Origin of the sequence: Flavobacterium sp. LC2016-01 (assembly GCF_009711135.1) — a bacterium.
Classification (GTDB): Bacteria; Bacteroidota; Bacteroidia; order Flavobacteriales; family Flavobacteriaceae; genus Flavobacterium.
Map to the genome: position 1 here is coordinate 398,101 of NZ_WMIC01000006.1, position 26,454 is coordinate 424,554.

Below are 26,454 nucleotides of genomic sequence, written 5' to 3' on the forward strand. Positions count from 1 at the left end.
GCAACTTATAAGAGCAAACAATATAAATACACAGAAAATTTTAAAACATTTCATTTTTTTATCGTTTTTTCTTGATCAAAAAATATCCACCCAAAACCGAAACAGGCGCAAAAACAAAAATCGCCAACAATTGCGTCCAGGAACTACCACTCGATTTAAAAAGCGAAAAAGTGGCAAAACCAGCTATAATAACAAAAAGAATATAATTAATTTTTAAATTTCTGCTTCTCGAAATAAGCTGAGTAACAAGCCCACTTAAAAAAGAAAAGACAGACCCGTAAACAAATGTCAAAACCATAAATAATCCTGAAGCATCTGAATGTGGCTTAACTCCTGAAATTTGAAACAAAAGCAATGATGTAACTACAAAAATGGCATAACCTGCTATTACAGCTAAAATTTGTCTAATCATAAATTTAATCTTTAAATCAAAAATAAGTTTTTTGATTCAATTTCATTCTTTTAAACAACAAACCCGACAAATAAAAATTTATCGGGTTTGTTTTATACTATTTATTCTTAGTGACTCAAATTCTCAATTTCCTTCGGATCATGTTTATGCTTAAACAGCAAAGCAAAAGCAATTGCAATTATTAAAGCGTAAGCCGCAAATGAAAGCCAAATCGTATGCCAGTCTTTCATCATAATTGGATTTGAAAAAATTCCATCTGCAGAAATTGAATTCCCTTGACCTTTTACAAATTCTAACATTTTAGAGTTTGTTGTATCGGTTTGTAAAAACCCAGCCAACTCAGTTGTATTAGCAAATGATTTTGTAAAGAAACGATCAATCGCCCAACCAGAAGTTAAACTACCTAAAACAGCTCCTACTCCATTGGTCATCATCATAAACAAACCTTGTGCAGAAGAACGAATTTTAGAATCAGTATTGCTTTCTACGAATAATGAACCTGAAATATTGAAGAAATCAAATGCCATTCCGTAAACGATACAAGACAGGATAATCATCCATAATCCTCCTACAGGATCTCCAAAAGCAAATAATCCGAAACGTAAAACCCAAGCCAGCATACTAATAAGCATAACTTGTTTAATTCCGAAACGCTTTAAGAAAAACGGAATTGCCAATATAAATAACGTCTCAGAAACCTGAGAAATCGACATAATAATGGTAGAATACCTTATAACGAAAGAATCTGCATATTTAGGAAAGTGTTTAAACTCATCCAAGAACACATCTCCATAAGCATTTGTCAATTGTAATGCTCCTCCTAAAAACATAGAAAAAACAAAAAACAGAGCCATTTTGTAGTTTGCAAACAATTTAAAAGACTCTAAACCAAAAGTTTCAATCCAAGTTGCATTTTCTTTTATTAAACGCTGTGGTTCACATTTTGGCAATGTAAAAGCGTAAACTCCAAGAATTAAAGCACCAACTCCCGCAATATAAAACTGATATTCAGTTGCTTTGCTTCCGCTTAAATTCGTAATCCACATAGCAACAATAAAACCTATTGTTCCCCAAACACGAATTGGAGGAAAATCTTTTACAATATTTTTGTTATTTAATTTCAACGAAGTATATGAAATAGAATTACTTAAAGCAATTGTTGGCATATAACAGCACATTGCCAAAAGCATCACAACAATAAAATTATCAGGAGTCGTTACTTGTGCAATTCCAAACAAAACTACAGCATAAAGAATATGAAGAATTCCGTATAATTTTTCAGCATTTACCCATCTGTCGGCAATAATTCCGGTTAATGTAGGCATGAACAAAGAAGCAATTCCCATGGTTCCAAATACTAAACCAAATTGTGTTCCTTCCCAATTTTTGGTACCAAACCAATAATTCCCAATAGTAATAAGCCAAGCTCCCCAAACAAAAAACTGAAGAAAGCTCATCACGATTAACCTGTTTTTAATTCCCATATAGTGAAATTGTCTTTTTAGTAAAAATGAAGCGGTAAAACTACCATTAAAAATAATATCTACAAAAAATTAATCTATTTTAACAACATCATTTATCAACTCTAAAACAGCAGCAAACTGTTCTTCTTTATTTAAGTAGGAATTATCTATTTCAATTGCATCGTCGGCAATTACTAAAGGAGAATCTTCACGATGCGTGTCTATGTAATCACGGTCAACAACATTCTTCAACACTTCTTCGTAGGTAACATCGTCACCTTTTTGCTGTAATTCATCAAAACGTCTTTGTGCGCGTGTTTCTGCACTAGCAGTCATAAATATTTTAAGTTCGGCATCAGGAAAAACTACTGTTCCAATATCTCTTCCGTCCATCACTATAGCTTTATTTTTTCCCATTTCCTGCTGTTGTTCTACCAATTTAGAACGTACCTCTGAAACTTCTGCTACTTTGCTTACAAAATTAGAAACCTCAATAGTCCTAATCTGCTTCTCTACATTTTCACCATTTAAATACATTTCTGCAAAACCTAAATCGGCATTGAATTTAAATTCTAATTGAATTTTAGGCAAAGTTTCAATCAATGCTTTTTTATCGAAAGAATCAGTTGTAATAAGTTGGTTCTGCATAGCAAAATACGCAACCGCACGATACATCGCTCCCGTATCTACATACACATATTCAAGTTCTTTTGCCAATTGTTTTGCCAAAGTACTTTTCCCTGTTGATGAAAATCCGTCGATAGCAATTGTAATTTTTTTCAATTTTTTATGTTTTAAATTTTATTCTTTATAGCTGTTTAATAATAAATTTTCATCAAAATATTTGATTCTGAATGATCTATTATTTTTGCTATTCTTTCAAAATACTTTCTGTTGACCATTGGACAGCCAAAACTGTTGCAAATGTAACCATCTTTCTCTTTATACGGAACATCATAGTAGTAATGAAAAACAATATCTCTTTTATATGCATTATTATTACTTTTATCTAAACCATACATTTTATAGGCTTTCCCAAACTTTCCTATATATGAATTTCCTATGCAGTAACTTCCTAATGAAGTACTAAGAGAATTTGGCACGTTGCTAAATTGAAGCTTTCCTTTAACCCCGGTTTCAGAACCAGAACCGTGAGCCACTAAACCTTTATCTATAATTTTATTGTTTTTTAAATCGTAAACAAAAAATCTATTTTTTCCCGATCTAATCTTCATGTCAATAAAAAATGCGATATCCTTATTGTATTTCGAATTACTTTTGATCAGCTTTTTTACTTCCTTTACCTGAAAATCAATCCTTTTGTCTATTTGGGTGTCTTCATGATCTTTTTTACAGATAAGATTGTAAATAATAAAACCAAAAAAAATAAAAAGTACAGTAAAAAAAATCTTTTTCATATAAAATCAAGACAAAAAAAATCCTTTATAATCGAAAACAAAACTGTTTACAACCATAAAGGACTATAAATTTAATACCTATTTTTAATAATAAATATCCATTACGATATTCGTCTTAGAATTATCAATTAACTTTTGGATTCTTTTAAAAAACTCTTCGTTTACCATTGGACATCCGTGGCTGTTGCTAATGTAATAATCCTGTTCTTGTAATGGAACTGCAGAATAAGCATGTAAAACAATAGCTCTTTCTAAAGCTTTATTGTTCGTTTCGTCTAAACCTGCTAATCTATAAGCTTTCCCGAAAATTCCTTTATATGTTTTTCCAATTGCATATCTTCCAAGTGCAGTGCAATTAGAATTTGGCATATTGCTGAATTTAAGCATGCCTTTAATACCGGTTTCAGAACCAGAACCGTGAGCTACAAGACCTTGATCTATAACTTCGTTCTTTTCTAAATCATAGACAAAAAAACGGTTTTTTCCAGAAGGAACTTTCATATCAATCAAAAAAGCAATTTTAGTATTGTATTTGCTATCCTGATTAATTAAGTTTTTTATGTCTGTTATTCTGCTGTTGATTCTTTCGATCTCGACATTGGTTATCGTAGATTCATCTTCATTGAAATAGTGTTTAGCTCCCGTAAAAACACTCACAGTCATGAACAAAAATAAAGTAAATATTTTCATATTATTACTGAAAATTTAAAGTTAAACCAAAAAGACTTGTATTAGCCGCCAATGTATACCTTGAATAAGAATAGTTGAATTTTAATTTATTCATTCTTAAGCCAAATCCTAATGAAACTCCAGAAAAATTACGCTGTTCATCAATTCGCAATTCTTCTCCTCTTCTAAAATTATATCCTAAACGCAAATTAAATGCTCTTTGTGGAAAAAGTTCCACACCAAAAACTACGTGTCTTAAAGCATTATTTGCAAACGAGATTTTCTCGTCACTTGTTGATCCATCAATATTGGTCTCTCCACGAACGGGGTTCGAAAAAGAAATGTTCCATTGCTGCAGATTTTCTAATGAAAGATGCCAGCGAAGCGGTACGTGTTCTAATTCTTGTGAGACACCTGCAATAATTTCAAAGGGCAAATTCTCCTTTATTCCTGAGTAAGTTGTAAATTGAGTTCCAATATTACGAAATACTAGGGCCAAATTTACATTATTTTTTTCAATTTGATACATAATTCCCACATCAATTGCTCCTCCAATTGAATTATAACTTTCTAAAGTCGAAGTTATTAGCTTTCCATTTACTCCAATATGAACATCTGTATAAGGAATATTGTATGCGTATCCGAGCGTAAGAGCACCTTCACTCCCTGTAAAATCTGATGTTGCCTGGCCATTTTCATCATAACCTTCAAAGCTGCCATAATTTACATAACTCACACCAGCATAAAATGTCTGAATGTGTCTGTCATAGGTATAAGCATACGAAGCAGTTCCATAAGAAGCTTCTCCATAATAACTGCCATAATTCATAGCAAGATGATTGTCCATATCTTCATTTAATACTGCCGGATTAAACATCACCTGATTCACATCATCATCATAAATCGTAATATTTTTTCCACCTAACGCTGCCTGCCTTGGCGAAGACGTTAAATTTAAAAACTGATAGGTGTAGCGCCCTCCAACTTGCCCGAAAGATATCGAACAAATTAACAACATTAAAAATAAAACAAATCGTTTGAACATGCTTTTGGGGCGATTCCTATATGGGAATAACGCAAATACAAATATAAAATTATATAACAGCAAAAATAAAATTAAAACGTAAATAAATTCCAATAAAAAAATTCCAAACTCCAATAATAAAATTGGAATTTGGAATTAAATATTAAGTTTTTTAATCGAAATTTATTTCAATTGTTTAGCATTCTTTACGCTTTGGTCTGTAAGAGCTAAGGCCAGAACCTCACTCATTTCTTTTACATAATGAAAAGTAAGTCCTTCTAAGTATTCAGCTTTAATTTCATCGATATCACTTTTATTGTCGTGACATAAAATGATCTCTTTAATTCCTGCTCTTTTTGCTGCTAAGATTTTCTCTTTAATACCGCCCACAGGCAAAACTTTTCCGCGCAACGTTATTTCTCCCGTCATCGCAAGACTTTTCTTCACTTTCTTTTGAGTTAATAGAGAAACCAAAGAAGTTAGCATTGCAATACCTGCGCTTGGTCCGTCTTTTGGAGTTGCTCCTTCAGGAACGTGCAAGTGGATATTATATTTTTGAAAAAGCTCAGTTGATAAACCTAATTTTTTAGCATTGGCTTTAATGTATTCAAGGGCAATGGTTGCTGATTCTTTCATGACATTTCCAAGATTTCCTGTAATTGTCAACGAACCTTTTCCTTCAGAAATTAATGATTCTATAAATAAAATATCACCGCCTACGCTTGTCCAAGCTAAACCTGTAACAACACCAGCAACATCATTATTTTCATATTTATCGCGCTCTAATCTTGGAACACCTAAAACAGCTACAATATCTTCATCAGTAACTTTTTTGTTGTACTCCTCTTCCATCGCAACAGATTTTGCTGCGTTACGAATTACCTGAGCAATTTTATTTTCTAAATTACGAACACCAGATTCTCTTGTATAGCCTTCAACAATTTTTTCTAATTGTTTTTTGCCAATTGTCAAATCTTTTGAAGTTAATCCGTGAGCTTCTAACTGTTTTGGAAAAAGATGTCTTTTTGCAATTTCAACCTTTTCTTCAATAGTATAACCTGACATTTTGATTACTTCCATTCTGTCACGCAAAGCTGGCTGAATTGCTGCCATATTGTTTGACGTCGCAATGAACATTACTTTAGATAAATCATATCCCATTTCAAGGAAATTATCATAAAATGAACTGTTTTGCTCCGGATCTAAAACTTCTAATAAAGCTGAAGAAGGATCACCGCTGTTACCGTTTGACAATTTATCAATCTCATCCAAGATAAATACTGGATTTGAAGTTCCAGCTTTTTTTAAACTTTGAATAATTCTTCCCGGCATTGCACCAATATAGGTTTTTCTGTGCCCGCGAATTTCAGCTTCATCACGTAAACCTCCTAATGAAATTCGAACGTATTCGCGTCCTAAAGCCTCGGCTACAGAGCGTCCAATAGAAGTTTTACCAACTCCCGGAGGTCCTGTTAGACATATAATTGGAGATTTCATATCATTTCGCAATTTTAAAACTGCCAAATGTTCAATCATTCTTTTCTTAACTTCATCAAGTCCAAAATGATCTTTATCTAATATTTTCTGAGCATGTTTCAAATCGAATTTATCCTTAGAATATTCGCCCCAAGGCAATTCTAAAAACAATTCTAAATAATTGCGCTGAATTCCGAAATCTGGCGACTGCGGATTCATACGACGCATTTTAGATAATTCTTTTTCGAAATGTTTCTGAGTTTTTTCGTCCCATTTTTTGGTTTTCGCTTTCTGTCCCATTTCATCCATTTCCTCTTCTTGCGAAACGCCTCCCAATTCTTCTTGAATGGTTTTCATTTGCTGATGAAGGAAATATTCACGCTGCTGCTGATCTAAATCAAAACGAACTTTTGACTGAATATCATTCTTCAATTCTAATTTTTGAAGTTCAACATTCATATAGCGCAAAGTTTCTAAAGCACGTTCTTTTAAACCATTTATCGATAAAAGACCTTGTTTTTCTTTTACAGATAAATTCATGTTTGAAGAAACAAAATTGATCAAAAATGATTGGCTTTCAATGTTTTTGATTGCAAATGTCGCTTCAGATGGAATATTTGGACTTTCTTTAATAATCTGAATAGCCAATTCTTTAACAGAATCTAAAATTGCCGTAAATTCAGTATCATTTTCATCCGGACGTTCTTCTGAAACTTCTTTGATAGTTGCAGTGATATAAGGTTCTTCAGAAACTACTTCGTCAATTTCAAAACGTTTTTTTCCTTGCAAAATAACCGTGACATTTCCGTCAGGCATTTTTAAAACGCGTAGAATTCGAGCTACAGTTCCAATTTTATGAATATCATCTTTAGACGGATCTTCGTCTTCTTCATTAATTTGAGAAACTACTCCAATAATTTTTCCGCCGGCATTGGCATCATTAATTAATTTAATAGACTTGTCTCTTCCTGCTGAAATAGGAATAACAACACCTGGAAATAAAACCGTATTACGCAAAGGCAAAATTGGCAGAGAAACCGGAAGTTCCTCATTATTCATTTCCTCTTCGTCTTCTGGAGTTAATAATGGAATTAATTCTGCTTCTGAATCAAATTCCTGAAGTGACAGATTGTCAATAGTAAGTATTTTATGATTTGACATAATAATATTTAAGTCGTTTTGTCATTAAAAGTTTTATACCATCTACAAAAGTAACATTCCTTAAAGCAGTTTTTAGTAAAATTATGCTAAATGTTATCTTTACAAGACAGGCGATAAAAATAGACAATCATTATGCCAAAAGCAAAAAAGAAATATTAGAAGTAAAACTGAGGTTACCGTAATAAAAAATAATGCGTAAATAATTACATTTAATGAACAAATACGATTTCATTATTAAAATGAATTACGCCTCTAAAATTAAAATCTAAAAAAAAATAAAATTATTTTTTCTAAAACTGTAACAAACCAAAAAAAGTAAAGTCATTATAAAAAACTAGCAAACATTACTTGAGCATAACCAACCAAAATATCGAAGAATTAATCGCGCTTTGTAAAGAGAATAATCAAAAGGCCCAATTTGAAATTTACAACCGTTACAGTAAAGCCATGTACAATGTGGCGTACCGTATTGTAAAAGACGAACATTTTGCACAAGACGTCATGCAGGAAGGTTTTTTGAAGGCATTTACAAAAATAAACGACTACAAACAAGAAGTTGCTTTTGGCGCGTGGCTGAAGAGAATTGTGATCAATTACAGTATTGATTTTTATAAAAAGAATAATGTTTTTCAGGTTGAAGATCTGAGCAAGACACTTTATAAAATTGAAGAAAATGATGACTTTTATTCTGAAACCATTGATTTTAACACTTTAAAAGTAAAACAAGTTTTAGACACTATTTTAAGTCTGAAAGACAGTTACCGAATGGTTCTGACGCTTTTTTACATTGAAGGTTATGATCAGGAAGAAATAAGCGAGATTTTAAATATTAGTTATCAAAACTGCCGAACTACATTAAGCAGAGCAAAAGAAAGTTTGCGAAAAAAATTAGAGGAGATATGAAAAAGGAAAATGACAATTTAGATCAATTATTCAACAAATTTGAAGACCAATGGGATGTTCAGGAATTAAATTCAGATCATCAGGACGTTTTTTTAAATAAACTGAACAGAAAAGAACCAAAAAAGAAAAATTACTGGTTTGTGGCTTCGATAGCAGCTTCAATCGTATTAATGCTTGGAGTCGCTGTTTTTTATCAAAATGAAAAACCACAAGAATTCAAATTTGCTTCTAAAGAAACACAGCGTACTGATTCTATCTTCAATATTCTAATTGATAATGAACTGGTTAAACTGAAAGAAAAGAGTTCGCCTGAAAATGAGCAAATCATAACTGATGCATTAAAACAAATGAAAGTTTTTGATGCCGATTATCAAAAAATCATTAATGAACTGCAAAAAAACGGCGAAAACAAACAAATTATTTATGCCATGATAAGCAATCTGCAAACTAGGATATCATTTTTGCAGACGGTTTTGAAAAGAATTGAAGAAAACGAAAATTTAAAAAACACAAGCCATGAAAAAACATTATAAAATACTAATTCTGTTCATCTTGATGCCTTTTCTGGGGTTTTCAAATGATGACTCTAATATTTCAAAACAAAAAAACATCAAGAAAACCTATATCGTAAATTCGAATGCAGGAATTGATATTGACAACAAATATGGAAACATTTCAATATCAACTTGGGACGAAGATAAAATAGATCTTGATATCACCATCAAAGTTACTGGCGGTAATGAAAATTGGGTGAACGAAAAACTAAACACTATTGATGTTGATATTACGGCATTAAAAACGATGGTTTCGGCTATTACTAAAATTGGAAGTTCAACTAACAAAGGCCGAGGAAGCAGTAATAGTTTTGAGATTAATTATGTAGTCAAAATTCCGAAAAACGGAACTGTAAAATTGATGAATAAATACGGAAATATTACCTCTCTTACTTTAGAAGGTCCAACTGATATAAGCTGTAAATATGGGAAGGTCACTCTTGGAAAATTAAACAATCAGAACAACAAACTAAATATTGAATACTGCCAAAATTCATCCATCGATTATATTAAAAATGGTACAATTACGGCGCGTTATTCAGGTTTGAAAGTAAATGATTCAGGCAATATCAACTTTGATGCAAATTATACTGACTTAGTAGTTTCGGATGCTCAAAATATTAAATACGACTGCAGTTACGGTAATTTGAAATTTCAAAAAGTAAATTCATTTACAGGCACAGGAAATTATTTGACGGTTTCTGTTGTCGAAGTTTCAAGTAATTTAAATATCGATACTAACTACAGCAAAGTTAACATTGGCACCTTGACCGAAAAAGCAAAAAATGTCAATATTAATTCGGGTTACACAGATATTACATTAGGCTACAATTACAATTATGCCTTTGATTTTGACATTAACACCAAATATGCGAGCATTAAAAACGGTGATGATTTAGAAATTAATGTAAATGAAACCAAAAACAGTTCAAAAAACATAAGCGGCTTTCATAAAAAGAAAGGTCAGAATAAAGTAATAATTAATTCAACTTACGGAAACGTATCATTAGTCAAAAAACAATAATTTTAAACTATCAAAAACCATGAAAAAAATTATTCAATCAGTAGTTTGCGCAGCATTTTTAATAGGCTTAACAGCTAACGCACAAGAAAAAATCAACGGAAATGGCAATGTTGTAACTGAAACAAGAACCACGTCAGAATATGATGCTATAAAGATCTCAGGTTTTTTTGATGTTGATTTAGTGGCAGGAAAAGAAGGTAAAATCACCATTAAAGGAGAACAAAATATTGTATCTGCAATTATTGTTGAAGTTGAAGGTAATGCTTTAAAAATTTATACGAAGAAAGGAACAAATTTACGTCCAAGCACAGGAAAAAAAGTAGAGATTACAATTCCGTTTGAAAAAATATCTGACCTTAGTTTGTCAGGTTCAGGAGATATTGTCGCTAAATCTACAATTAAAAATGATAAATTTTCAGCAAAATTATCAGGATCAGGCGATGTTGATTTAGATGTTGCTGCAAATGAATTTGATTTCAGTTTGAGCGGTTCAGGAGATATCAAATTAAAAGGAAATTCAGATAATTTAACTATTAAACTTTCAGGTTCGGGCGATATTGAAGCTGCAAATCTAAAATCTAAAACCGCCAACATAAGCGTTTCAGGTTCAGGTGATGTTAAAGTAAACTGCAACGAAAGCTTAACGGCGAGAGTTTCTGGGTCAGGCGATATTAAATATACAGGAAATCCTGAAAAGCGCGATGCAAAAGTTTCAGGTTCAGGAAGCATTTCAAAAGCATAAATTCTAAATAAAGCTCAATAATAAAAGATTTTTAAAATCATCCAATCAAAAAACGAACTCATCATTCCTCTTTTATTATTGAGCTTTTATTTTTAATCAACAAAATATCTAAATAAAAAGAGGCACTTAAAGTGCCTCTTTTTTATGAACTCTTCTCAAAAGAAAAATGGATGTAACAAAGAAAATTCCCAAAATTACAATCGCCGCTCGCGGACTTCCAGTTAATTGGTCAATAATCCCGTAAACACACATTCCTATTACGATTCCGATTTTTTCAGCAACATCATAAAAGCTAAAAAATGAGGCTGTATCTTGTGTTTCAGGCAATAATTTTGAATATGTTGAACGTGATAATGCCTGGATTCCTCCCATAACAAATCCGGCAACAGTCGCCATAACGTAAAAATGCATTGGCAATGTTATGAAATATGCCAAAGCACAAAATACGGCCCAAATAGCGTTGATAAAAATTAAAGTTGGTACATTTCCATATTTTGCCGAAGCTTTTGAAGTTAAAACAGCTCCAACTACAGCTACTAGCTGAATTAGCAAAATACAAATAATTAATCCTTTTTGACTTTCTTCTGGTGATGACCACTGAATTTCCTGCGCTCCAAAATAAGTTGCAACCAGCATTACGGTTTGCACTGCCATACTTGAGACAAAAAATCCGCCTAAATATCGTCGCAAAGGAGTATTATCATTTAATAAAACCCAAACTTTTTTAAGTTCTTTGAAACCGTTAAAAACAACAGATCTTGTTAATTTTTCTCCATTTTCTTTACTTCCTTTTGGCAAATAATAATAAGTATATTGGCTAAATAAAATCCACCAAACTCCTACCATTATAAAAGAATAACGCATGGCTTCCATTGCAGTAATTTTAAAAGTATCTGGAAACATAATCATACCAAGATTAATCACTAATAAAATTACACTGCCAATATATCCTAATGAATATCCTTTGGCACTAATGCTATCCTGTTGCTCTTCAAAAGCAATATCTGGCAAATAGGAATTGTAAAAAACCAAACTCCCCCAATATCCAATTAATCCTAAGAAATAAAAGGCTAAACCTAGATAAATATTTCCAAGATCAAACCAATACAATCCCATACAAGACAAAGCTCCTAAATAACAGAAAAACTTCATAAAGGCTTTTTTATTCCCAACATAATCAGCTATTCCTGATAATAATGGTGAAATAAAAGAAACTACAAGAAATGCAAAAGCAGTTGTAAAACTGATTAAAGCTGAATTTTTAAGATGCATCCCAAAAACATCAATATAATGACCGCGGTCAGTAAATAATGCTTCATAAAATATTGGAAATACTGCAGATGCAATTGTTAGTGTATAAACGGAGTTCGCCCAATCATAAAACGCCCAGGCATTTAATAATTTTTTATCTCCTTTTTGTAGGTTTTTCATAGAAATGGTGTTGTTAGTGCGCTACGAATTTATTTAATTTTTATTATAATCAGATACAAATTATTCAATTCGTACATTATTAAATTATGAAGTACAAAAAAAGCTATTCATAAAAGAATAGCTTTAAAATTATTTTTCTGATCGTTAGAATTTTATTTTATAGTCCCCACTTTAAGTGCAATTGCTTTTGCTTCAGGAACTAATGCTTTAATATTAGCAATTCTTGTTGCATCTGACGGGTGTGTACTCATAAATTCTGGAGTTCCAGCTGCCCCTGATTTGGCTGCCATTCTGCTCCAGAAAGCAACAGCATCATCAGGGTTGTAACCTGCAATCGCCATTAATGTTAAACCGATTTTATCAGCTTCGCTTTCATTGCTTCTGCTGAAAGGCAGCATTACGCCAACTTCAGAACCAATTCCGTACGCTTGCGCAAATATTTGCTGAGTTGCTTCAGATTTTCCGCTTGTTGCTGCTCCTAAAGCTGCTCCACCAATTTGCTGTAACTGTGCTGCTGACATTCTCTGTGCTCCGTGATTGGCTAAAGCATGCGAAACTTCATGTCCCATTACTGTTGCCAAACCAGCTTCATTTTGTGTTACAGGCAAAATCCCAGAATAGACAACGATTTTTCCTCCAGGCAGACACCATGCATTAACTTCTTTATTATCAACTAGTTTATATTCCCAGCGATAATCTTTCAAGTATTGCGTTTGTCCTAAATAATTTAGGTACTTTTCGGCCGCCAATTTAATTTTATATCCCACTGTTTCAACAAGTTTTGCATCAGCCGTTCCTGTAACAACCTTATTTTCAGTTAAAAACTGATTATACTGCTGAAAAGAAGATGGAAATAATTCACTATTTGAAACAAAATTTAAATTTTGTTTTCCTGTTATTGGATTTGTTGCGCAGCTGTATACTAAAACTGCGATAAAAAGTCCTGTAATTAGATGTTTTTTCATGATTCTACATATTAAGCAGTAACAAAAATACAACTAAATTAACTTTCACTTTTACATAATTTTCAAAAAGTTTATCGGAATTTACCTACTCACCTACTATGTGAAGTTCATTGAACTCTTTATCAACAATTAAAAATTTATTTTGCTCAAAGCTTAATTGATCAAATTCAATTCTTTCATTGTCAATTTCAATTTCAGTTACTTTAAAAGGAAGTCCAATTAAATTGATTTTATACTTGGTGTAAGGGGTATCATATTTTCCGTCTTTATGAAGTTGAATAATCAATTCCTTCGCTTTTCCAATGGTTCTGAAAGATAGGAAACTATAACGCCCCTTTTTATAATCATAACCATCCTGCGCATCTTCATAAACCACCGATTTCTCTTTACCATGCTTGAAATAAACATCCAGCATTAACTCATCAAATTCTAATTCGCCAACATATTGCTGCACTGGATATTTTGGAATCACCGCACCCGCTTTTATGAAAACTGGAATTTCATCAAATTTGGTATCAATCCAAACTTCTCTTCCTCCAACTGTAAACTCGTTTGTCCAGAAGTTATACCACTCGCCTCTTGGAATATACATACGTCTACCTACAGCATTAGGTTCAAGGATTGGACATACTAAAATTTGATTTCCAAAGATGAATTCATCATTGCGATAATGCGTCTGAGTATCGTCTTGATCGTAATAAACTAAAGGTTTCAGCATCGGAATCCCTTCTTCAATATATTGCCAGAACATGGTATATAAATAAGGAAGTAATTGATAACGAAGACTCACAAATTTTCTGGTGATATTAATTACTTCTTCGTCAAAAGCCCAAGGTTCTTGGTTTCCATGATCTCCAGAAGAATGCGTTCTGCAGAAAGGATGGAAAACCCCTAACTGAATCCACCGTGCGTATAATTCGCCTGTTGGCTGTTCGGCAAAACCTCCAATATCAGAACCTGTAAAACCCATTCCGGAAATTGACATTCTCTGAACCTGAATATTTGCAATCCATAAATGTTCCCAAGTCGCCACGTTGTCGCCTGTCCAGGATGAAGTATAACGCTGCGCACCTGAATAAGCCGATCTTGTAATTACAAAAGGCCTTTTTGGATATACAAAACGCTTTACGCCGTGATATGTGGCTCTTGCCATTTGGGTTCCATAAATATTGTGCGCTTTTCTGTGACTGCAAGGGTTTCCGTCGTATGAATGTCTTACATCCATTGGGAATGTTTTATTTGGAACCTCCATAACAGCGGGTTCGTTCATATCATTCCAAACTCCTTTTACGCCAATATCTGAAATTAATTCTTTAAATAATCCTGCCCACCATTCTCTTACTACGGGATTTGTATAATCTGGAAAATTACATTCTCCTGGCCAGACTTTACCTTTCATATAAGGACCATCGGCTCTTTTGCAGAAATAATCATTTTTTAAAGCTTCTTGATACACCCAGTAATCTTTATCGATTTTAATTCCCGGATCAATGATGACAATGGTTTTGAAACCATCTTCGGCTAACTCGGTAACCATCTTTTTGGGATCTGGAAAATATTCTTTATTCCATGTAAAACATCGAAAACCTTCCATATAATCGATATCTAAATAAATAGCGTCACACGGAATTTTTAGTTCTCTAAATTTTGAAGTGATTTCTTTTACTTTGCTTTCTGGATAATAACTCCATTTACATTGATGATAACCTAAAACCCAAAGCGGCGGTAATTCTGGTTTTCCGGTCAAATCTGTATAAGTCGTTACAACATCTTGCATTTGAGGACCATAAATGAAATAATAATTCATTTCTCCACCTTCTGCCCAATAACTGGTTACATTTCTTCTTTCCTGACAAAAATCGAAAAATGTTCTGAATGTATTGTCAAAAAATATTCCGTAGGATTGTTTGTTGTGTAAACCAATATAAAAAGGAACTACTTTATATAACGGTTCTTGATCTTTTTGATAAGCATATTGATCAGTTGCAAAATTCTCAACTCTTTTGCCTTTTAAATTCATTTGAGTGGCTTTATCGCCAAGACCGTAAAAACATTCTCCATCTCTTGAAGATTTGCTCATTTTTACAATATTTCCGCCATATTCGTAACTTTCTTCCCAATGAAAACCAAGTTCATCCTGAAGAATTAAACAATTATTTAAGTCATAAATAGACAAACGGACATCAGCTTTTTTGATTTTACAAACCACTTTACTGGTTGTAATTTCATAATAATTTTCATCTTCAGTAACTTTCAGAAAATTATAACCGTGAAGCTGCGTTTTGTCAATGGCATATGAAAAGTCATTACTAAAGTAACCTTTTGTCGTAAAACGAAAACGAATTAAACTGTCACGAAGAACGGTGACTTTTAAGATTACATTATTGTCTGTATAAAAAGAAACTGAATCGCCTTCATGTTCATAAGAAACTATTTTTGAAGGAAACAAGTTGCCTTTATGTTCTAATGATGTATTTGTAATCATATCGCTATTATCTTAATTTTATAACTCTATCCTTACTTCAAACATACAAAAAAACTTGGTAAAGCACTATGAATAAAAGGATTATTAACGAAAACGTTTTTTCTGAACTACTATTAAATTTGTTCTTTAAAAATCGACAATTCGATAATTTAATGACACATATTTGATAAAATGGCACTCCTTAAAATTATCGTGTACTTTTCTACTCAAAAGAATATACAGTAACACTTAAGGGAGGCAAAATTAATTCAACAGAAAAATCTCTTCCGTCATAAGGAATCACATCGATTTTTAAAGATTTAGAATTTCCAATACCGCTTCCGCCATAAATTACAGCATCAGTATTAAAAATTTCTGTCAATTTCCCTTTCTGAGAAATACCAATTCTATAATTTTCTCTTACTACTTGCGTAAAATTGCAAACTACAATAATGTTTTCATCTGAATTATTTCCTTTTCGGATATAGGAAAGGACGGCATTTTGATGATCTGAGTAATTAATCCATTCAAAACCTTCTCCTGTGAATTGTTTTTCATACAATGCCGGACGCGATTTATATAATTGATTTAAATCTGTAATCACTTTTTTAATCCCAGAATGGTAATCGTACTGCAACAAATGCCAATCTAGACTTTTCTCAAAATTCCATTCGTCACTTTGTCCAAATTCAGATCCCATAAACAATAATTTTGTTCCGGGATGTGTGAACATGTATCCGTAAAGCAATCTTAAATTTGCAAATTTCTGCCATTCATCGCCTGGCATTTTATTGGCAATTGTTTTTTTTCCATACACAACTTCGTCATGAGAAAACGGAAGCATAAAGTTTTCTGTAAACGCATACGTCATCGAAAAAGTCAAATCATTTTGATGATATTTTCTATAAACCGTTTCCTTTTGAAAATATTTTAAAGTATCGTGCATCCAGCCCATCATCCATTTCATTCCAAAGCCCAAGCCTCCAGTAAAAGTTGGTCTTGAAACCATTGGAAACGAAGTACTTTCTTCTGCAATAGTCTGAACTCCATCAAAATTAGCATAGATTACTTCATTAAATTCTTTAAGAAAACTGATCGTTTCAAGATTCTCTCTTCCGCCGTAAATATTGGGTTCCCATTCACCTTCATTTCTAGAATAATCAAGATAAAGCATCGAAGCAACAGCATCAACTCGTAATCCGTCAGCATGATAATTTTGAAGCCAGAAAACTGCATTACTGATTAAAAAAGCACGAACTTCATTACGTCCATAATTAAAAACCAAACTTTTCCAATCAGGATGATAACCTTTTCTGCGATCTGGATGCTCGTATAAATGCGAACCATCAAAGAAACCTAAACCATGTGCGTCATCAGGAAAATGTGATGGAACCCAGTCTAAAATAACACCAATACCAGCTTGATGCAGTTTATCAACCAAAACCATAAAATCCTGTGGTTTTCCAAAACGTGAAGTTGGCGCAAAATAGCCCGTTAACTGATAACCCCATGAAGGATCATAGGGATACTCCATAATTGGCATAAATTCAACGTGCGTAAAACCAGTTTCTTTTACATAATTGACTAAGTCATCTGCCAATTCTAAATAGGTTAAAAATCGGTTATGTTCACCACGTTTCCATGATCCTAAATGCACTTCATAAACTGAATAAGGTTTGTCAAGAGCATTATTTTCATGGCGGGATTCCATCCAATTCTTATCTTTCCAATTGTAATCCAAATCCCAGACAACAGAAGCTGTATGTGGCGGTTTTTCACAATATAAAGCGAAAGGGTCTGCCTTTTCAGTTACGACTCCATCAATATTCGATTGAATTTTATATTTATAGAGAGAGCCTTTTGAAATGTCTGGAATAAATCCTTCCCAAATTCCCGAAGAATCCCAACGAACCTGAAGCTGATGCTCGCCTTGTGTCCAATAATTAAAATCGCCCACAACAGAAACCGACTTCGCCGTGGGTGCCCAAACAGCAAAATAAACTCCTTTCACTCCATTTACCTCAATTAAATGTGCTCCCAACTTTTCATACAATTTGAAATGTTTTCCAGCTTTGAATAAATCAATATCAAAATCGGTAAATAAAGAATGCGTAATTACTTTTGTCATATTTGTTTTTTAAGGCAACAATTGGAATTTGGTCCCGATAGCTATCGGGATTTATTGAATTTCTTAAATTTTATTCAATTCTAAAATTATCTGCGAGAATTGCTCCTTTTTTAATGACAACAATTCCGTCTTTAATGCTGTACAATTCATTAGTAAAATTATCTAAATGCTTACCGCCGCTAATGTGAACATTATTTCCAATGCGTACATTTTTGTCAACCAAAGCATTTTTTATAAAACAGTTTTCGCCTATTCCAACATGAATTTTACTGACACTTGCTTCATGATTCAATTCATCTAAATCTTGATAGAAATCATTCCCCATCACGTAGCAGTTTTCAAGAACAGTTCCTACGCCAATTCGAGAACGAATTCCAATTACTGAACTTTTAATTTCTTTGGCATTTATAATACAGCCTTCAGAAATTAATGATTGATTGATAATCGAATTTCTAAATTTTGATGGCGGAAGCAATCTCGGTCTTGTGAAAATTTTATTGTCGTTATCGAATAAATTAAATTCCGGTATATCAGCTGTTAAACCAATATTGGCTTCAAAAAAGGATTCAATATTTCCAATATCTGTCCAATATCCTTCATATTGATAACTTAGTATTTTATGTTTTCCAACGGCCTGTGGAATGATTTCTTTTCCAAAATCTTTCGTTTCCGGATTCGCCATTAATTCTTCTAACAATGGTTTATTGAAAATATAGATTCCCATTGAAGCAAGATATTTTTTGCCTTTTTCCTGCATATGTTCGCTCACTTCAGATTCCCATTCTGGCAATAAAGAAGCATCTGGTTTTTCTATAAATGCCTGAATCGTATTTTCATGATCGGTTTTCAAAATCCCAAATTCTGGTGCATCTTTTGCATTTACAGGTAAAGTAGCAATCGAAATTTCAGCATCTGCAGCAATATGAGCTTCTAACATTTCGTTAAAATCCATTTGATACAATTGATCTCCCGAAAGAATTAAAGCATGGTCAAAATCATGTTTTAAAAAGTGAGACATGCATTGTCTAACGGCATCGGCAGTTCCTTGAAACCACGTAGGATTATCTGGCGTCTGTTCAGCCGCTAAAATATCAACAAACGACTGACTGAAAATACTAAAATTAAAAGTGTTTTTAATGTGTGCATTTAGTGATGCAGAATTAAACTGTGTCAAAACAAATATTTTAAAAATATCAGAATTGATACAATTTGAAATAGGGATATCAACTAATCGGTACTTTCCACCAATTGGTACTGCAGGTTTTGATCTTGTTTCAGTTAATGGAAACAAACGTGATCCTTGTCCTCCTCCTAAAATAATAGCAACTACATTTTTCTTTTTAAATTTCATTTTTCTCAATTATTAGGTTGTATATCTCGATATATTCTTGGCACACTCTTTCCCAGGAATGATCTGTTGCCATTCCTCGTTTTAAAACTGTATTGAAATTTATTTTGTCATCATAAAGCTTCACCGCACGATTTATTGAATAACAAATATCTCCTACCGAAGCCTGATCATGACAAATACCATTTCCTTCATCTCCAAAATCAATCACCGTATCTCTCAAGCCTCCTGTTCTTCTCACAATTGGAACAGTTCCGTATCGCATTGCATACATCTGATTTAAACCGCATGGTTCAACTCTTGAAGGCATTAAAATATAATCTGAACCCGCATAAATTAAATGCGCCAATTCTTCGTTATAACCAATAAAAACATTGTAGTTGCCTTTATAATCATTACGCAATTGCGTTAATTGTGATTCTATTTCTGAATTCCCTGATCCTAAAATCAGAATATTAATATTTTCAAAATTTTCAGATAATGCCAATGCAGAAGCTTGTGGCAATAAATCTCCGCCTTTCTCTTCGAATAAACGGCCAATAAAACTAAAAAGCGGTTTTGCGGGATCTAAATCAAATTGCTCGCAGAGCTTTTCTTTATTTTTTTGTTTTCCTAATTCAAAATTTTCAATTGAATAATGATATTCAAGCATTTTATCTTTTGAAGGATCCCAGACTTCAATATCAATTCCGTTTAAAATTCCTTTCGATTTATTCCGAACTGAATTAAACAGCGCTTCTAAACCGTTTGCTGCATAATTAATTTCATTTAAATAACTCGGCGAAACAGTTGTTACTGCATTTGCACATTTGATACCAACAGCCAAAGAATTAATCGAATTATTCCATTCTAAAAACCCAATGTGTCTTAAATCAAATTCTGGCAGATAATACAATTTGTCAAAACCAAACCAGCCTTGATACAAACCATTATGAATTGTAATAACTGTTTTTACATTTTGCAGACTTTCATATTTATAAGCATATTTTATCAAAAAAGGAACGATTCCAGTATGATGGTCGTGACAGTTTATAATTTCAGGCACTTTCTTGCGCGCCAAAATCCAATCTAAACTTGCAATTTGAAAAGACAAAAAACGCTCAATGTCATCCTCGTAGCCATAAACATTTGGGCGGTCAAACAATTCTTTAATTTCAATAAGATACAGCTCATAACCCAATTTGTCAGATGTCTCTTTTAAAACACTAAAAGGAAAATCGAAATTTCCCAATTTGACATTCCCCCAATGAACACATTCTAAATCATTCTCTTTTCTGAATTTTGTATCATAACAAGGGACAACAACTCTAACTTGATGACCTGCATTTGTCTGATATTTAGGCAGTGCTCCTACGACATCAGCAAGGCCGCCCACTTTAGCCATTGGGTAACATTCTGCACTTAAATGAAATATTTCCATCCTAAAATTTTATAATGGTATTAAAAAGTAATTAATGATTTATTTTTTTCTGGAAGCAATCATTAATATGCTACTTTTATGTTTTTTAAATTTAGGAAAAAATAAGCAGAATTTAGCCGTCAAAAAAAAATTATCAATATGTCAAAAAAGGAAACTAATCCTATTAAATCATTAAAAATTCCACAGTTTATCATTGTATCCTGTAAAATTTGTGCCCTTATTTCAACCAAATTGGTTACTTCATATACTGCAAAATTATTTACAACACCTATAAAACATAAAGTTCCAAAACGAGAACTTGAAATGGATTCTAAAAGTGTTCACAAAATAATTCATGTGCCTGCAATAAACAAAAACATTGTAACGTATCAATATGGAGAAAGCGCTCGTAAAATTTTATTAGTTCATGGATGGTCTGGAAGAGGCACACAGTTATTTAAAATAGCCGATGAACTTTTAAAAAATGGCTTTTCAACAATAAGTTTTGATGCTCCAGCACATGGAAAATCTAGGGGAAAATCAACTATAATGTCTGAATTTATTGCTTCAATATTAGAACTTGAAAAAGAATTTGGACCATTCGAAATTGCAATTGGTCATTCTCTCGGCGGAATGTCTGTTTTAAATGCTATAAAAGACGGATTACAGACAAACAAAGCGATTGTTATAGGAAGCGGTGATATTGTTCAGGATATTTTAGATGAGTTTATTTCAAAATTAGGTTTAAAACAAGAAATAAGTGAGCGTCTCCGCAATCTTTTTGAAGAGAAATATCAAGTAAAAATGGATGATTTTTCAGCTTACAGAGCCGCACAAAAAGTAAAAATACCAGTATTAGTAATTCATGATAATGATGACCCAGAAGTTTCTGTAAAAGCTGGAATTCACATTCATGAACAGCTTGAAAATGGAACTTTGTATTTGACGGATGGTTTAGGCCACAGAAAAATACTTGGCAACCAAAATGTCATTAAAAAAATCATGAATTTTATCAAAACTAACTAATTTTGTGATAGTTACACTTTCATATATCTAACTTAAAATAATGCTGAAATGGATTTATTTGGGGAAACATCAGATTGGGAAACAAAACTAGAACCTATTTTGAATAAATATAAAGGAAAAAGGCATCCTTTAGAATATCAAAATACATATCAATTGTTAGTTATGGTTATTTTGTCTGCACAAGATTCTGATGCAAATATTAATAAAATAGCACCTTCTTTATTTGAAGAATTTCCAACATTGAACAGTTTATCTAAAACCGATTTCGAAACTTTCATACCTTATATAAGCAAGGTCCGAAACTTTGGAACAAAAGCAAATTGGTTATTAGAAATTGCAAAAACCATCCAAAATGACAAAGATATTCCTTTGACTATGCAAGGATTAACAGCTTTAAAAGGAATTGGTCGAAAATCAGCAAATGTAATTTTAAGAGAAACCGGAAAACCTGCAGAAGGAATTATTGCCGACTTACACGTTATTCGCGTCGCTCCCAGAATTGGAATAATAAAAGAAGCAAAAGATGGGAATAAAGTTGAAAAAGATTTGATGCAGGTACTTCAAAAAAGTATTTGGTCAGAAATTGGCATGGCAATTTCTTTTCTTGGAAGAGAAACCTGCAGACCTAAACCTAAATGTGAAGAATGTCTTTTGGCAGATTTCTGCTTCTATTATGCTACAGAAGTTCTTTAAATATTTATTTTCTTCGAGTATCAATTAAATAAATAATTTTCCAGGAATCTTTTTCTTTAAATAAAGTAAAAGTATTTACACCTGAATGACTCAGCTTATCATTCAGATAAAATTCATATGGTGCCCAAACATGAGCCATTGTTCCATCAATTTGAATTGTATAACTTAAAATTTTCTCTTGAAATTTCATACTGGAAGGAATTGTTGCAATTGATTTATAAAATTCTCTTGCAGTTTCGTCAGATAATTTATTTCCTTTTGAAGCACTCTCACTAATGGATTGCAGAATCATTTTATCTGCACAAACCGATTTTATTTTCAAAGTATCTTTTTGATGAAATCCTTCAAAAAATATTTCAATACTTTTTTGAACTTCCTGTTTTTGAGCATTAGAAGCAAATCCTATACAAAGGAAAAGCAGAATAAAATAAACCCTCATATAAATTAGTTTTGATTAAACTCCAAATTGAGAAAAATGATGGTCTAAATGTTTAACAAACATATTGTTCCATTCTGTAGCGGTCAATTTTCCAAAGGAAAGAGATTCCTTTCCTTCAAATTCACGTTCACCTAATTCCTGTGTTTTGCTAATATAATTGGCAAGTCTGTTTTTTTCGACTTCAAAATTACGTTCACCTGATATAATAAATTGCGGAGCAGTTCTACTATTTCTTGGATAAGGCTCATTATTTACAACTTTATTTTTAACTAAAGTTTTTAGAATAAATCTTAAAAAAGCATTAGGCTTCGGATGAATAGTTTCGTAAACCATTTCATATGTCACATTACAATGAGCCAGCATTTGATCAACAGACATTTTACCCCAAAGTGGCTGCGAATTAGCATTAAGCGCATTGGCACGTTTTATAAATTCGTCACTAACATTTTTGTCAAAAATATTCTTCATAGCACTCTTACAATTATTAAAATGAGTTTTGATGAAACAAAAATATCAAATTTTCAGATGTAGATTGCATCAACACAATAAAACCTCAAAAAAAATAGGGACAATCTATAAATACCCAAAATCTTTCTACTGAAAGATTTTGGGCTAGAAATTATTACAAAAAGCGACGATTTATATTTTTTTGAGTATGTCATAAGTTCGTTTTATATCAACATCCTGTATATTGGTATATTTGTCAGCAAATGCAAGCGCCTTTTGTAAGCTTGATTTTGTTGGAGTCTGACCTTTTGTATAATCAGATGCATATTGTTTTAGCGCTTCTGCCATTAGAGCAATAGCATAATTTTTTGCAATTTCATCATTAGTGTTTTTTACATTTGGCTTAAAATTTATAGCTTCTTCAACAGTGATATCATTTTCATCTTTTTTATACTCCAAAGTGGCTTTGATTTCACCCTTTACAGATGTTTTCTTTTCAATTTCTATCAATATAACCTCAGTGATTCCTGAATTTAAATTTTCGAGCTCTATAGAGACTTTCTGCTCAGAATTATAATTAGGTTTATATCCATAAATCTTCTTTATAGCATAATTATCCGGCAATTCGATAGTCACTTTAGTTTTTTTGCCAATATTATATAGCAAACTTTCAAGCTCAGTTACAAATACTTTTTGAATATCACTTTCAGAATCACCTATAAAATGATTAGAACCTTTTCCAGTCTCAGACAAACTTCTCAGTAAATCAAAATCTATAGAATTTCCAACGCCAATTGTAGATATTTCTATTCCCATGTCATTGTAATGTTTAGAATTTAAAAGTATTTTTTCTAAATTACGTTCACCTGTATTGGTCATTCCATCTGTAAGCAAAATTAGTCTCGAGTTTACACTTTCATTATGTGTTTTTGCAATTTCCTCATACCCTAACATCATTCCGGCATTAATATTTGTAGAACCGCCAGGTTGAATACTATCTATTATTTGATAAATTTTTTCACGGTCAAAATTTAACTTAACCGTATTCATTTCGATTCGTGCAGTATTGTCAAACGTAATTAATGACAGACACACTCCATTATCCAAATTTTTCACAAAAGTTTTGACAGCATTTTTTACATAATTAATTTTTGTTCCTCCCATCGAACCGCTATTGTCAATAACAAGTGAAACATTTACATCTTTTAATGTTTTAGCCATATTTTCTTTTGCAATCGTCGCAATTCCAACCTGCAAAACAAAACTATTTTTGCTTTCCAATAAATCACTGTCATAATCTATGCTCAATGCTACTTCATTTTTTTTCGGAATGTTGATTTTGTGTTTATGATAATTTACAAAATCTTCTACGATAATCATACGGTCGTTAAACGCACCACTCTCTTTATGAGAATTCATGCTATTACTGCTTACCATACTATAGGAACCAGATGAAACCCCGTCCTGCCCAAAACATGCATTTACTATTAACATTCCAATAATTACAATTTTTGCTTTCATAATTTGTTGATTTTAAAATTTTCAACAAGATTAAAACGATTCATAAAAATTAGTACTGTAGAATCAATTTCTAATTACTGTAAAGTTTTTTTATAGGTTTTTACAGTACATTTACAGTAAGACTTCCGTTTAAAAAATTACATTTGCTAAACTAATAAAGAACTCAGAATTGTTTCAGGAATTAAAAAATCAGATCTTAAAAGAATATTCCAAACATTATCCCTTCTTTCAGGGTGATTGGAAGAACTTTAGTTCCAAAGATATCCGACAATTAATAGATCTAATTGAAACAACTCAAAATGAGCGTGTCAGCGAAAAATGGATTTACACTCATTTAAAACCAGATGTAAACGAAAAATTGCCAAGAAAAGACATGTTGGACATTTTTTCGAAATTTACTGGATATTTAGACTGGGATGAGTTCGTATTTAAAAACCAGTTCGAAAGTAGCAATGTATCTCAAACTTCCTATTTAAAAAAATCAAGGAAAACGCAAAAAACGGCATTAATTATAGTAGTATTAATATTCATAATTAGTGGAATTAGTTTTTATTTTTTTGAAAAAAGTAAAAGCCTAAAAACTGTAGAAATTAAAAATCAGTATACCAAAGCACCAATAAAAGCGGATGATTTTACAGTTTACAGCGTCACAAATGGGAAAAAAAATCCTGTTGAAATCAAAGACTCTAAAATTCAGCTTCAAGAAAAAGATGAAAAACTGCTTATTGAAAGTCCATATTTTGAGAAACAAGAAATTGATGTTGACCAGATTGACAATCAAATATTTGTAAAACCAGAAGATTATGCACTGGTATTAAAAACATATATGCAGTCAAACACGACCGAATGGCAAGCAAGAAAAGATAACTTAGAAAAGATTCTTTCAGACGAACTCGAAGTCATCGTTTTATTTAAAGATGACTTAGGCGCTGAGTATTTAAACAAAAAAGAATTTTCCCAAAAACTGATTATTCCAACTAGTGAAACAAAGAAAATGGAAATTGTAACTCTTGAGACCAATAATCAGAAACAAATAATTTTCATTAGAATTAAGCAGTTATGAAAAAAAAATATTCAATAATTATTTTTTCATTTTTGTGTTATGGTACTGTCATAGCACAAAGTGCCCACGAAAAAACGACAGCAATTCAAGCAAATTTTACTGAAAAAAGTATCGAAGCTTACCAACAAAATTCTATGGATAAAGTTTCAGAATTATATCAGTACTTAACGCTATATTCTGATAAAAATTCAAATGCTGAACTAAAAAAGCAATTAATGGAAAATATCACTTCTTTATTCATAGAGGAAAACACTAAAATCTATGATTTTCTTTCTCCAGAAAAGAAAATCATAAATTTATCGCTTTTATTGAATAAAATTGAAAACAAATCTTACGAATTTAAATTAAAACCTTCCTATAATTCCACAGATTTAAGTTTTAATAGCTGGACTAATCAATATGGAATAGAAGTTACAAATGGAATATCCCAATTTAATTTTACAGTAAATCAAAAAATATACTTTTCACCAAACGAAAAAACTTTTGGAGTAAAAAACAAAACAGTTTGGGATATAAAACTTGGAGATATTCTACCTTAAAAATCTTTAAAAACACTACACCCAACAAATAGACTTTCAAAACCATAAATTAAATCAAAACTATTTATGGCGTTTCCCTTCGGGCCGGGCTCTGCGCTGTATCTTTTGCGGAAGGATTTTCAGTTTAAAAGAGATGTTCACGTTC

At 32.1% G+C, this 26,454-nt stretch carries 24 protein-coding genes; 8 read left to right on the forward strand and 16 right to left on the reverse strand.

Annotated features, from left to right (window positions below; translation table 11 throughout):
• Positions 1 to 58 precede the first annotated feature (58 nt).
• From GKZ88_RS14815 to lon, 7 genes are all read right to left on the reverse strand, one after another.
• Positions 59 to 412 (reverse strand): hypothetical protein, encoded by a 354-nt coding sequence (locus GKZ88_RS14815; RefSeq protein ID WP_155103130.1) that lies wholly within the window; start codon positions 410 to 412, stop codon positions 59 to 61.
• A 107-nt stretch (positions 413 to 519) separates the two neighbouring features.
• Positions 520 to 1,896 (reverse strand): nucleoside permease, encoded by a 1,377-nt coding sequence (locus tag GKZ88_RS14820; protein ID WP_155103131.1) that lies wholly within the window; start codon positions 1,894 to 1,896, stop codon positions 520 to 522.
• A gap of 69 nt (positions 1,897 to 1,965) precedes the next feature.
• Positions 1,966 to 2,658 (reverse strand): (d)CMP kinase, encoded by a 693-nt coding sequence (cmk, locus tag GKZ88_RS14825; protein WP_155103132.1) that lies wholly within the window; start codon positions 2,656 to 2,658, stop codon positions 1,966 to 1,968.
• A gap of 35 nt (positions 2,659 to 2,693) precedes the next feature.
• The gene (locus GKZ88_RS14830; RefSeq protein ID WP_155103133.1) at positions 2,694 to 3,293 is read right to left on the reverse strand and encodes a murein L,D-transpeptidase catalytic domain-containing protein; all 600 of its coding nucleotides are present in this window, start codon (positions 3,291 to 3,293) and stop codon (positions 2,694 to 2,696) included.
• An 84-nt stretch (positions 3,294 to 3,377) separates the two neighbouring features.
• Positions 3,378 to 3,983 carry a murein L,D-transpeptidase catalytic domain-containing protein gene (locus GKZ88_RS14835; protein ID WP_155103134.1) on the reverse strand — a complete coding sequence of 202 codons (606 nt, stop codon included), beginning with the start codon at positions 3,981 to 3,983 and terminating at the stop codon, positions 3,378 to 3,380.
• Positions 3,984 to 3,987: 4 nt separating this feature from the next.
• Positions 3,988 to 5,007: a type IX secretion system protein PorQ gene (gene porQ / locus GKZ88_RS14840; protein WP_155103135.1), complete on the reverse strand. Its 1,020-nt coding sequence runs from the start codon at positions 5,005 to 5,007 to the stop codon at positions 3,988 to 3,990.
• Positions 5,008 to 5,169: 162 nt separating this feature from the next.
• Complete coding sequence (gene lon / locus GKZ88_RS14845) at positions 5,170 to 7,623, reverse strand: endopeptidase La (RefSeq protein WP_155103136.1); 2,454 nt, start codon at positions 7,621 to 7,623, stop codon at positions 5,170 to 5,172.
• Between the two features lie 348 nt (positions 7,624 to 7,971).
• Between lon and GKZ88_RS14850 the strand changes: the two genes are divergently transcribed.
• Genes GKZ88_RS14850 through GKZ88_RS14865 form a run of 4 tightly spaced genes read left to right on the forward strand, consistent with a single transcriptional unit; the run spans position 7,972 to position 10,846 of the window.
• On the forward strand, positions 7,972 to 8,526 hold the full coding sequence (locus GKZ88_RS14850) for an RNA polymerase sigma factor (RefSeq protein ID WP_155103137.1): 555 nt from the start codon (positions 7,972 to 7,974) through the stop codon (positions 8,524 to 8,526).
• Positions 8,523 to 9,059 (forward strand): anti-sigma factor, encoded by a 537-nt coding sequence (locus GKZ88_RS14855; RefSeq protein ID WP_155103138.1) that lies wholly within the window; start codon positions 8,523 to 8,525, stop codon positions 9,057 to 9,059. Before GKZ88_RS14850 ends, GKZ88_RS14855 begins: the two co-directional genes overlap by 4 nt.
• Complete coding sequence (locus tag GKZ88_RS14860) at positions 9,043 to 10,104, forward strand: hypothetical protein (protein WP_155103139.1); 1,062 nt, start codon at positions 9,043 to 9,045, stop codon at positions 10,102 to 10,104. The genes GKZ88_RS14855 and GKZ88_RS14860 overlap by 17 nt, the downstream gene beginning before the upstream one ends.
• Before the next feature lie 19 nt (positions 10,105 to 10,123).
• Positions 10,124 to 10,846 carry a head GIN domain-containing protein gene (locus GKZ88_RS14865; protein ID WP_155103140.1) on the forward strand — a complete coding sequence of 241 codons (723 nt, stop codon included), beginning with the start codon at positions 10,124 to 10,126 and terminating at the stop codon, positions 10,844 to 10,846.
• Positions 10,847 to 10,972: 126 nt separating this feature from the next.
• Here the strand turns inward: GKZ88_RS14865 and GKZ88_RS14870 are convergent, their stop codons facing one another.
• The 6 genes from GKZ88_RS14870 to GKZ88_RS14895 form a co-directional block, all read right to left on the reverse strand.
• Positions 10,973 to 12,277, reverse strand: coding sequence for an MFS transporter (locus tag GKZ88_RS14870; RefSeq protein ID WP_155103141.1), 1,305 nt, complete (start codon positions 12,275 to 12,277; stop codon positions 10,973 to 10,975).
• A 152-nt stretch (positions 12,278 to 12,429) separates the two neighbouring features.
• Complete coding sequence (locus GKZ88_RS14875) at positions 12,430 to 13,242, reverse strand: M48 family metallopeptidase (RefSeq protein ID WP_155103142.1); 813 nt, start codon at positions 13,240 to 13,242, stop codon at positions 12,430 to 12,432.
• Positions 13,243 to 13,327: 85 nt separating this feature from the next.
• Positions 13,328 to 15,727 (reverse strand): glycoside hydrolase family 31 protein, encoded by a 2,400-nt coding sequence (locus tag GKZ88_RS14880; RefSeq protein ID WP_155103143.1) that lies wholly within the window; start codon positions 15,725 to 15,727, stop codon positions 13,328 to 13,330.
• Between the two features lie 202 nt (positions 15,728 to 15,929).
• Entirely contained in the window at positions 15,930 to 17,834 is a 1,905-nt protein-coding gene (glgB, locus tag GKZ88_RS14885; RefSeq protein WP_155103144.1) for a 1,4-alpha-glucan branching protein GlgB, read from the reverse strand.
• A 70-nt stretch (positions 17,835 to 17,904) separates the two neighbouring features.
• Positions 17,905 to 19,185: a glucose-1-phosphate adenylyltransferase gene (locus tag GKZ88_RS14890; protein ID WP_155103145.1), complete on the reverse strand. Its 1,281-nt coding sequence runs from the start codon at positions 19,183 to 19,185 to the stop codon at positions 17,905 to 17,907.
• A complete protein-coding gene (locus tag GKZ88_RS14895) occupies positions 19,175 to 20,602 on the reverse strand; it encodes a glycogen synthase (RefSeq protein WP_155103146.1) in 1,428 nt (475 codons plus the stop codon). Before GKZ88_RS14895 ends, GKZ88_RS14890 begins: the two co-directional genes overlap by 11 nt.
• Before the next feature lie 138 nt (positions 20,603 to 20,740).
• Here GKZ88_RS14895 and GKZ88_RS14900 point away from each other — a divergent pair, with 138 nt between their 5' ends.
• Together GKZ88_RS14900 and GKZ88_RS14905 are read left to right on the forward strand one after the other, a co-directional pair.
• Positions 20,741 to 21,607 (forward strand): alpha/beta hydrolase, encoded by an 867-nt coding sequence (locus GKZ88_RS14900; RefSeq protein WP_155103147.1) that lies wholly within the window; start codon positions 20,741 to 20,743, stop codon positions 21,605 to 21,607.
• Positions 21,608 to 21,655: 48 nt separating this feature from the next.
• Positions 21,656 to 22,300: an endonuclease III gene (locus tag GKZ88_RS14905; RefSeq protein WP_155103148.1), complete on the forward strand. Its 645-nt coding sequence runs from the start codon at positions 21,656 to 21,658 to the stop codon at positions 22,298 to 22,300.
• Between the two features lie 4 nt (positions 22,301 to 22,304).
• Here the strand turns inward: GKZ88_RS14905 and GKZ88_RS14910 are convergent, their stop codons facing one another.
• The 3 genes from GKZ88_RS14910 to GKZ88_RS14920 form a co-directional block, all read right to left on the reverse strand.
• The gene (locus tag GKZ88_RS14910; RefSeq protein WP_155103149.1) at positions 22,305 to 22,739 is read right to left on the reverse strand and encodes a nuclear transport factor 2 family protein; all 435 of its coding nucleotides are present in this window, start codon (positions 22,737 to 22,739) and stop codon (positions 22,305 to 22,307) included.
• Positions 22,740 to 22,754: 15 nt separating this feature from the next.
• Entirely contained in the window at positions 22,755 to 23,207 is a 453-nt protein-coding gene (locus GKZ88_RS14915; protein WP_155103150.1) for a DUF1569 domain-containing protein, read from the reverse strand.
• A gap of 171 nt (positions 23,208 to 23,378) precedes the next feature.
• Complete coding sequence (locus tag GKZ88_RS14920; RefSeq protein ID WP_155103151.1) at positions 23,379 to 24,707, reverse strand: VWA domain-containing protein; 1,329 nt, start codon at positions 24,705 to 24,707, stop codon at positions 23,379 to 23,381.
• A 169-nt stretch (positions 24,708 to 24,876) separates the two neighbouring features.
• On the opposite strand from GKZ88_RS14920, the gene GKZ88_RS14925 reads away from it, so the two are divergent.
• Both GKZ88_RS14925 and GKZ88_RS14930 read left to right on the forward strand, forming a co-directional pair.
• A complete protein-coding gene (locus GKZ88_RS14925) occupies positions 24,877 to 25,770 on the forward strand; it encodes a hypothetical protein (RefSeq protein WP_155103152.1) in 894 nt (297 codons plus the stop codon).
• Positions 25,767 to 26,309 carry a hypothetical protein gene (locus tag GKZ88_RS14930; RefSeq protein ID WP_155103153.1) on the forward strand — a complete coding sequence of 181 codons (543 nt, stop codon included), beginning with the start codon at positions 25,767 to 25,769 and terminating at the stop codon, positions 26,307 to 26,309. Before GKZ88_RS14925 ends, GKZ88_RS14930 begins: the two co-directional genes overlap by 4 nt.
• Positions 26,310 to 26,454 lie beyond the last annotated feature (145 nt).

Bases quoted from the DNA above. Each gene is read 5' to 3' on its own strand.
- GKZ88_RS14815 (WP_155103130.1), bottom strand. From the start codon at position 412: ATGATTAGACAAATTTTAGCTGTAATAGCAGGTTATGCCATTTTTGTA.
- GKZ88_RS14820 (WP_155103131.1), bottom strand. From the start codon at position 1,896: ATGGGAATTAAAAACAGGTTAATCGTGATGAGCTTTCTTCAGTTTTTT.
- GKZ88_RS14830 (WP_155103133.1), bottom strand. From the start codon at position 3,293: ATGAAAAAGATTTTTTTTACTGTACTTTTTATTTTTTTTGGTTTTATT.
- GKZ88_RS14835 (WP_155103134.1), bottom strand. From the start codon at position 3,983: ATGAAAATATTTACTTTATTTTTGTTCATGACTGTGAGTGTTTTTACG.
- porQ (WP_155103135.1), bottom strand. From the start codon at position 5,007: ATGTTCAAACGATTTGTTTTATTTTTAATGTTGTTAATTTGTTCGATA.
- lon (WP_155103136.1), bottom strand. From the start codon at position 7,623: ATGTCAAATCATAAAATACTTACTATTGACAATCTGTCACTTCAGGAA.
- GKZ88_RS14855 (WP_155103138.1), top strand. From the start codon at position 8,523: ATGAAAAAGGAAAATGACAATTTAGATCAATTATTCAACAAATTTGAA.
- GKZ88_RS14860 (WP_155103139.1), top strand. From the start codon at position 9,043: ATGAAAAAACATTATAAAATACTAATTCTGTTCATCTTGATGCCTTTT.
- GKZ88_RS14865 (WP_155103140.1), top strand. From the start codon at position 10,124: ATGAAAAAAATTATTCAATCAGTAGTTTGCGCAGCATTTTTAATAGGC.
- GKZ88_RS14870 (WP_155103141.1), bottom strand. From the start codon at position 12,277: ATGAAAAACCTACAAAAAGGAGATAAAAAATTATTAAATGCCTGGGCG.
- GKZ88_RS14875 (WP_155103142.1), bottom strand. From the start codon at position 13,242: ATGAAAAAACATCTAATTACAGGACTTTTTATCGCAGTTTTAGTATAC.
- GKZ88_RS14880 (WP_155103143.1), bottom strand. From the start codon at position 15,727: ATGATTACAAATACATCATTAGAACATAAAGGCAACTTGTTTCCTTCA.
- glgB (WP_155103144.1), bottom strand. From the start codon at position 17,834: ATGACAAAAGTAATTACGCATTCTTTATTTACCGATTTTGATATTGAT.
- GKZ88_RS14890 (WP_155103145.1), bottom strand. From the start codon at position 19,185: ATGAAATTTAAAAAGAAAAATGTAGTTGCTATTATTTTAGGAGGAGGA.
- GKZ88_RS14895 (WP_155103146.1), bottom strand. From the start codon at position 20,602: ATGGAAATATTTCATTTAAGTGCAGAATGTTACCCAATGGCTAAAGTG.
- GKZ88_RS14900 (WP_155103147.1), top strand. From the start codon at position 20,741: ATGTCAAAAAAGGAAACTAATCCTATTAAATCATTAAAAATTCCACAG.
- GKZ88_RS14905 (WP_155103148.1), top strand. From the start codon at position 21,656: ATGGATTTATTTGGGGAAACATCAGATTGGGAAACAAAACTAGAACCT.
- GKZ88_RS14910 (WP_155103149.1), bottom strand. From the start codon at position 22,739: ATGAGGGTTTATTTTATTCTGCTTTTCCTTTGTATAGGATTTGCTTCT.
- GKZ88_RS14915 (WP_155103150.1), bottom strand. From the start codon at position 23,207: ATGAAGAATATTTTTGACAAAAATGTTAGTGACGAATTTATAAAACGT.
- GKZ88_RS14920 (WP_155103151.1), bottom strand. From the start codon at position 24,707: ATGAAAGCAAAAATTGTAATTATTGGAATGTTAATAGTAAATGCATGT.
- GKZ88_RS14930 (WP_155103153.1), top strand. From the start codon at position 25,767: ATGAAAAAAAAATATTCAATAATTATTTTTTCATTTTTGTGTTATGGT.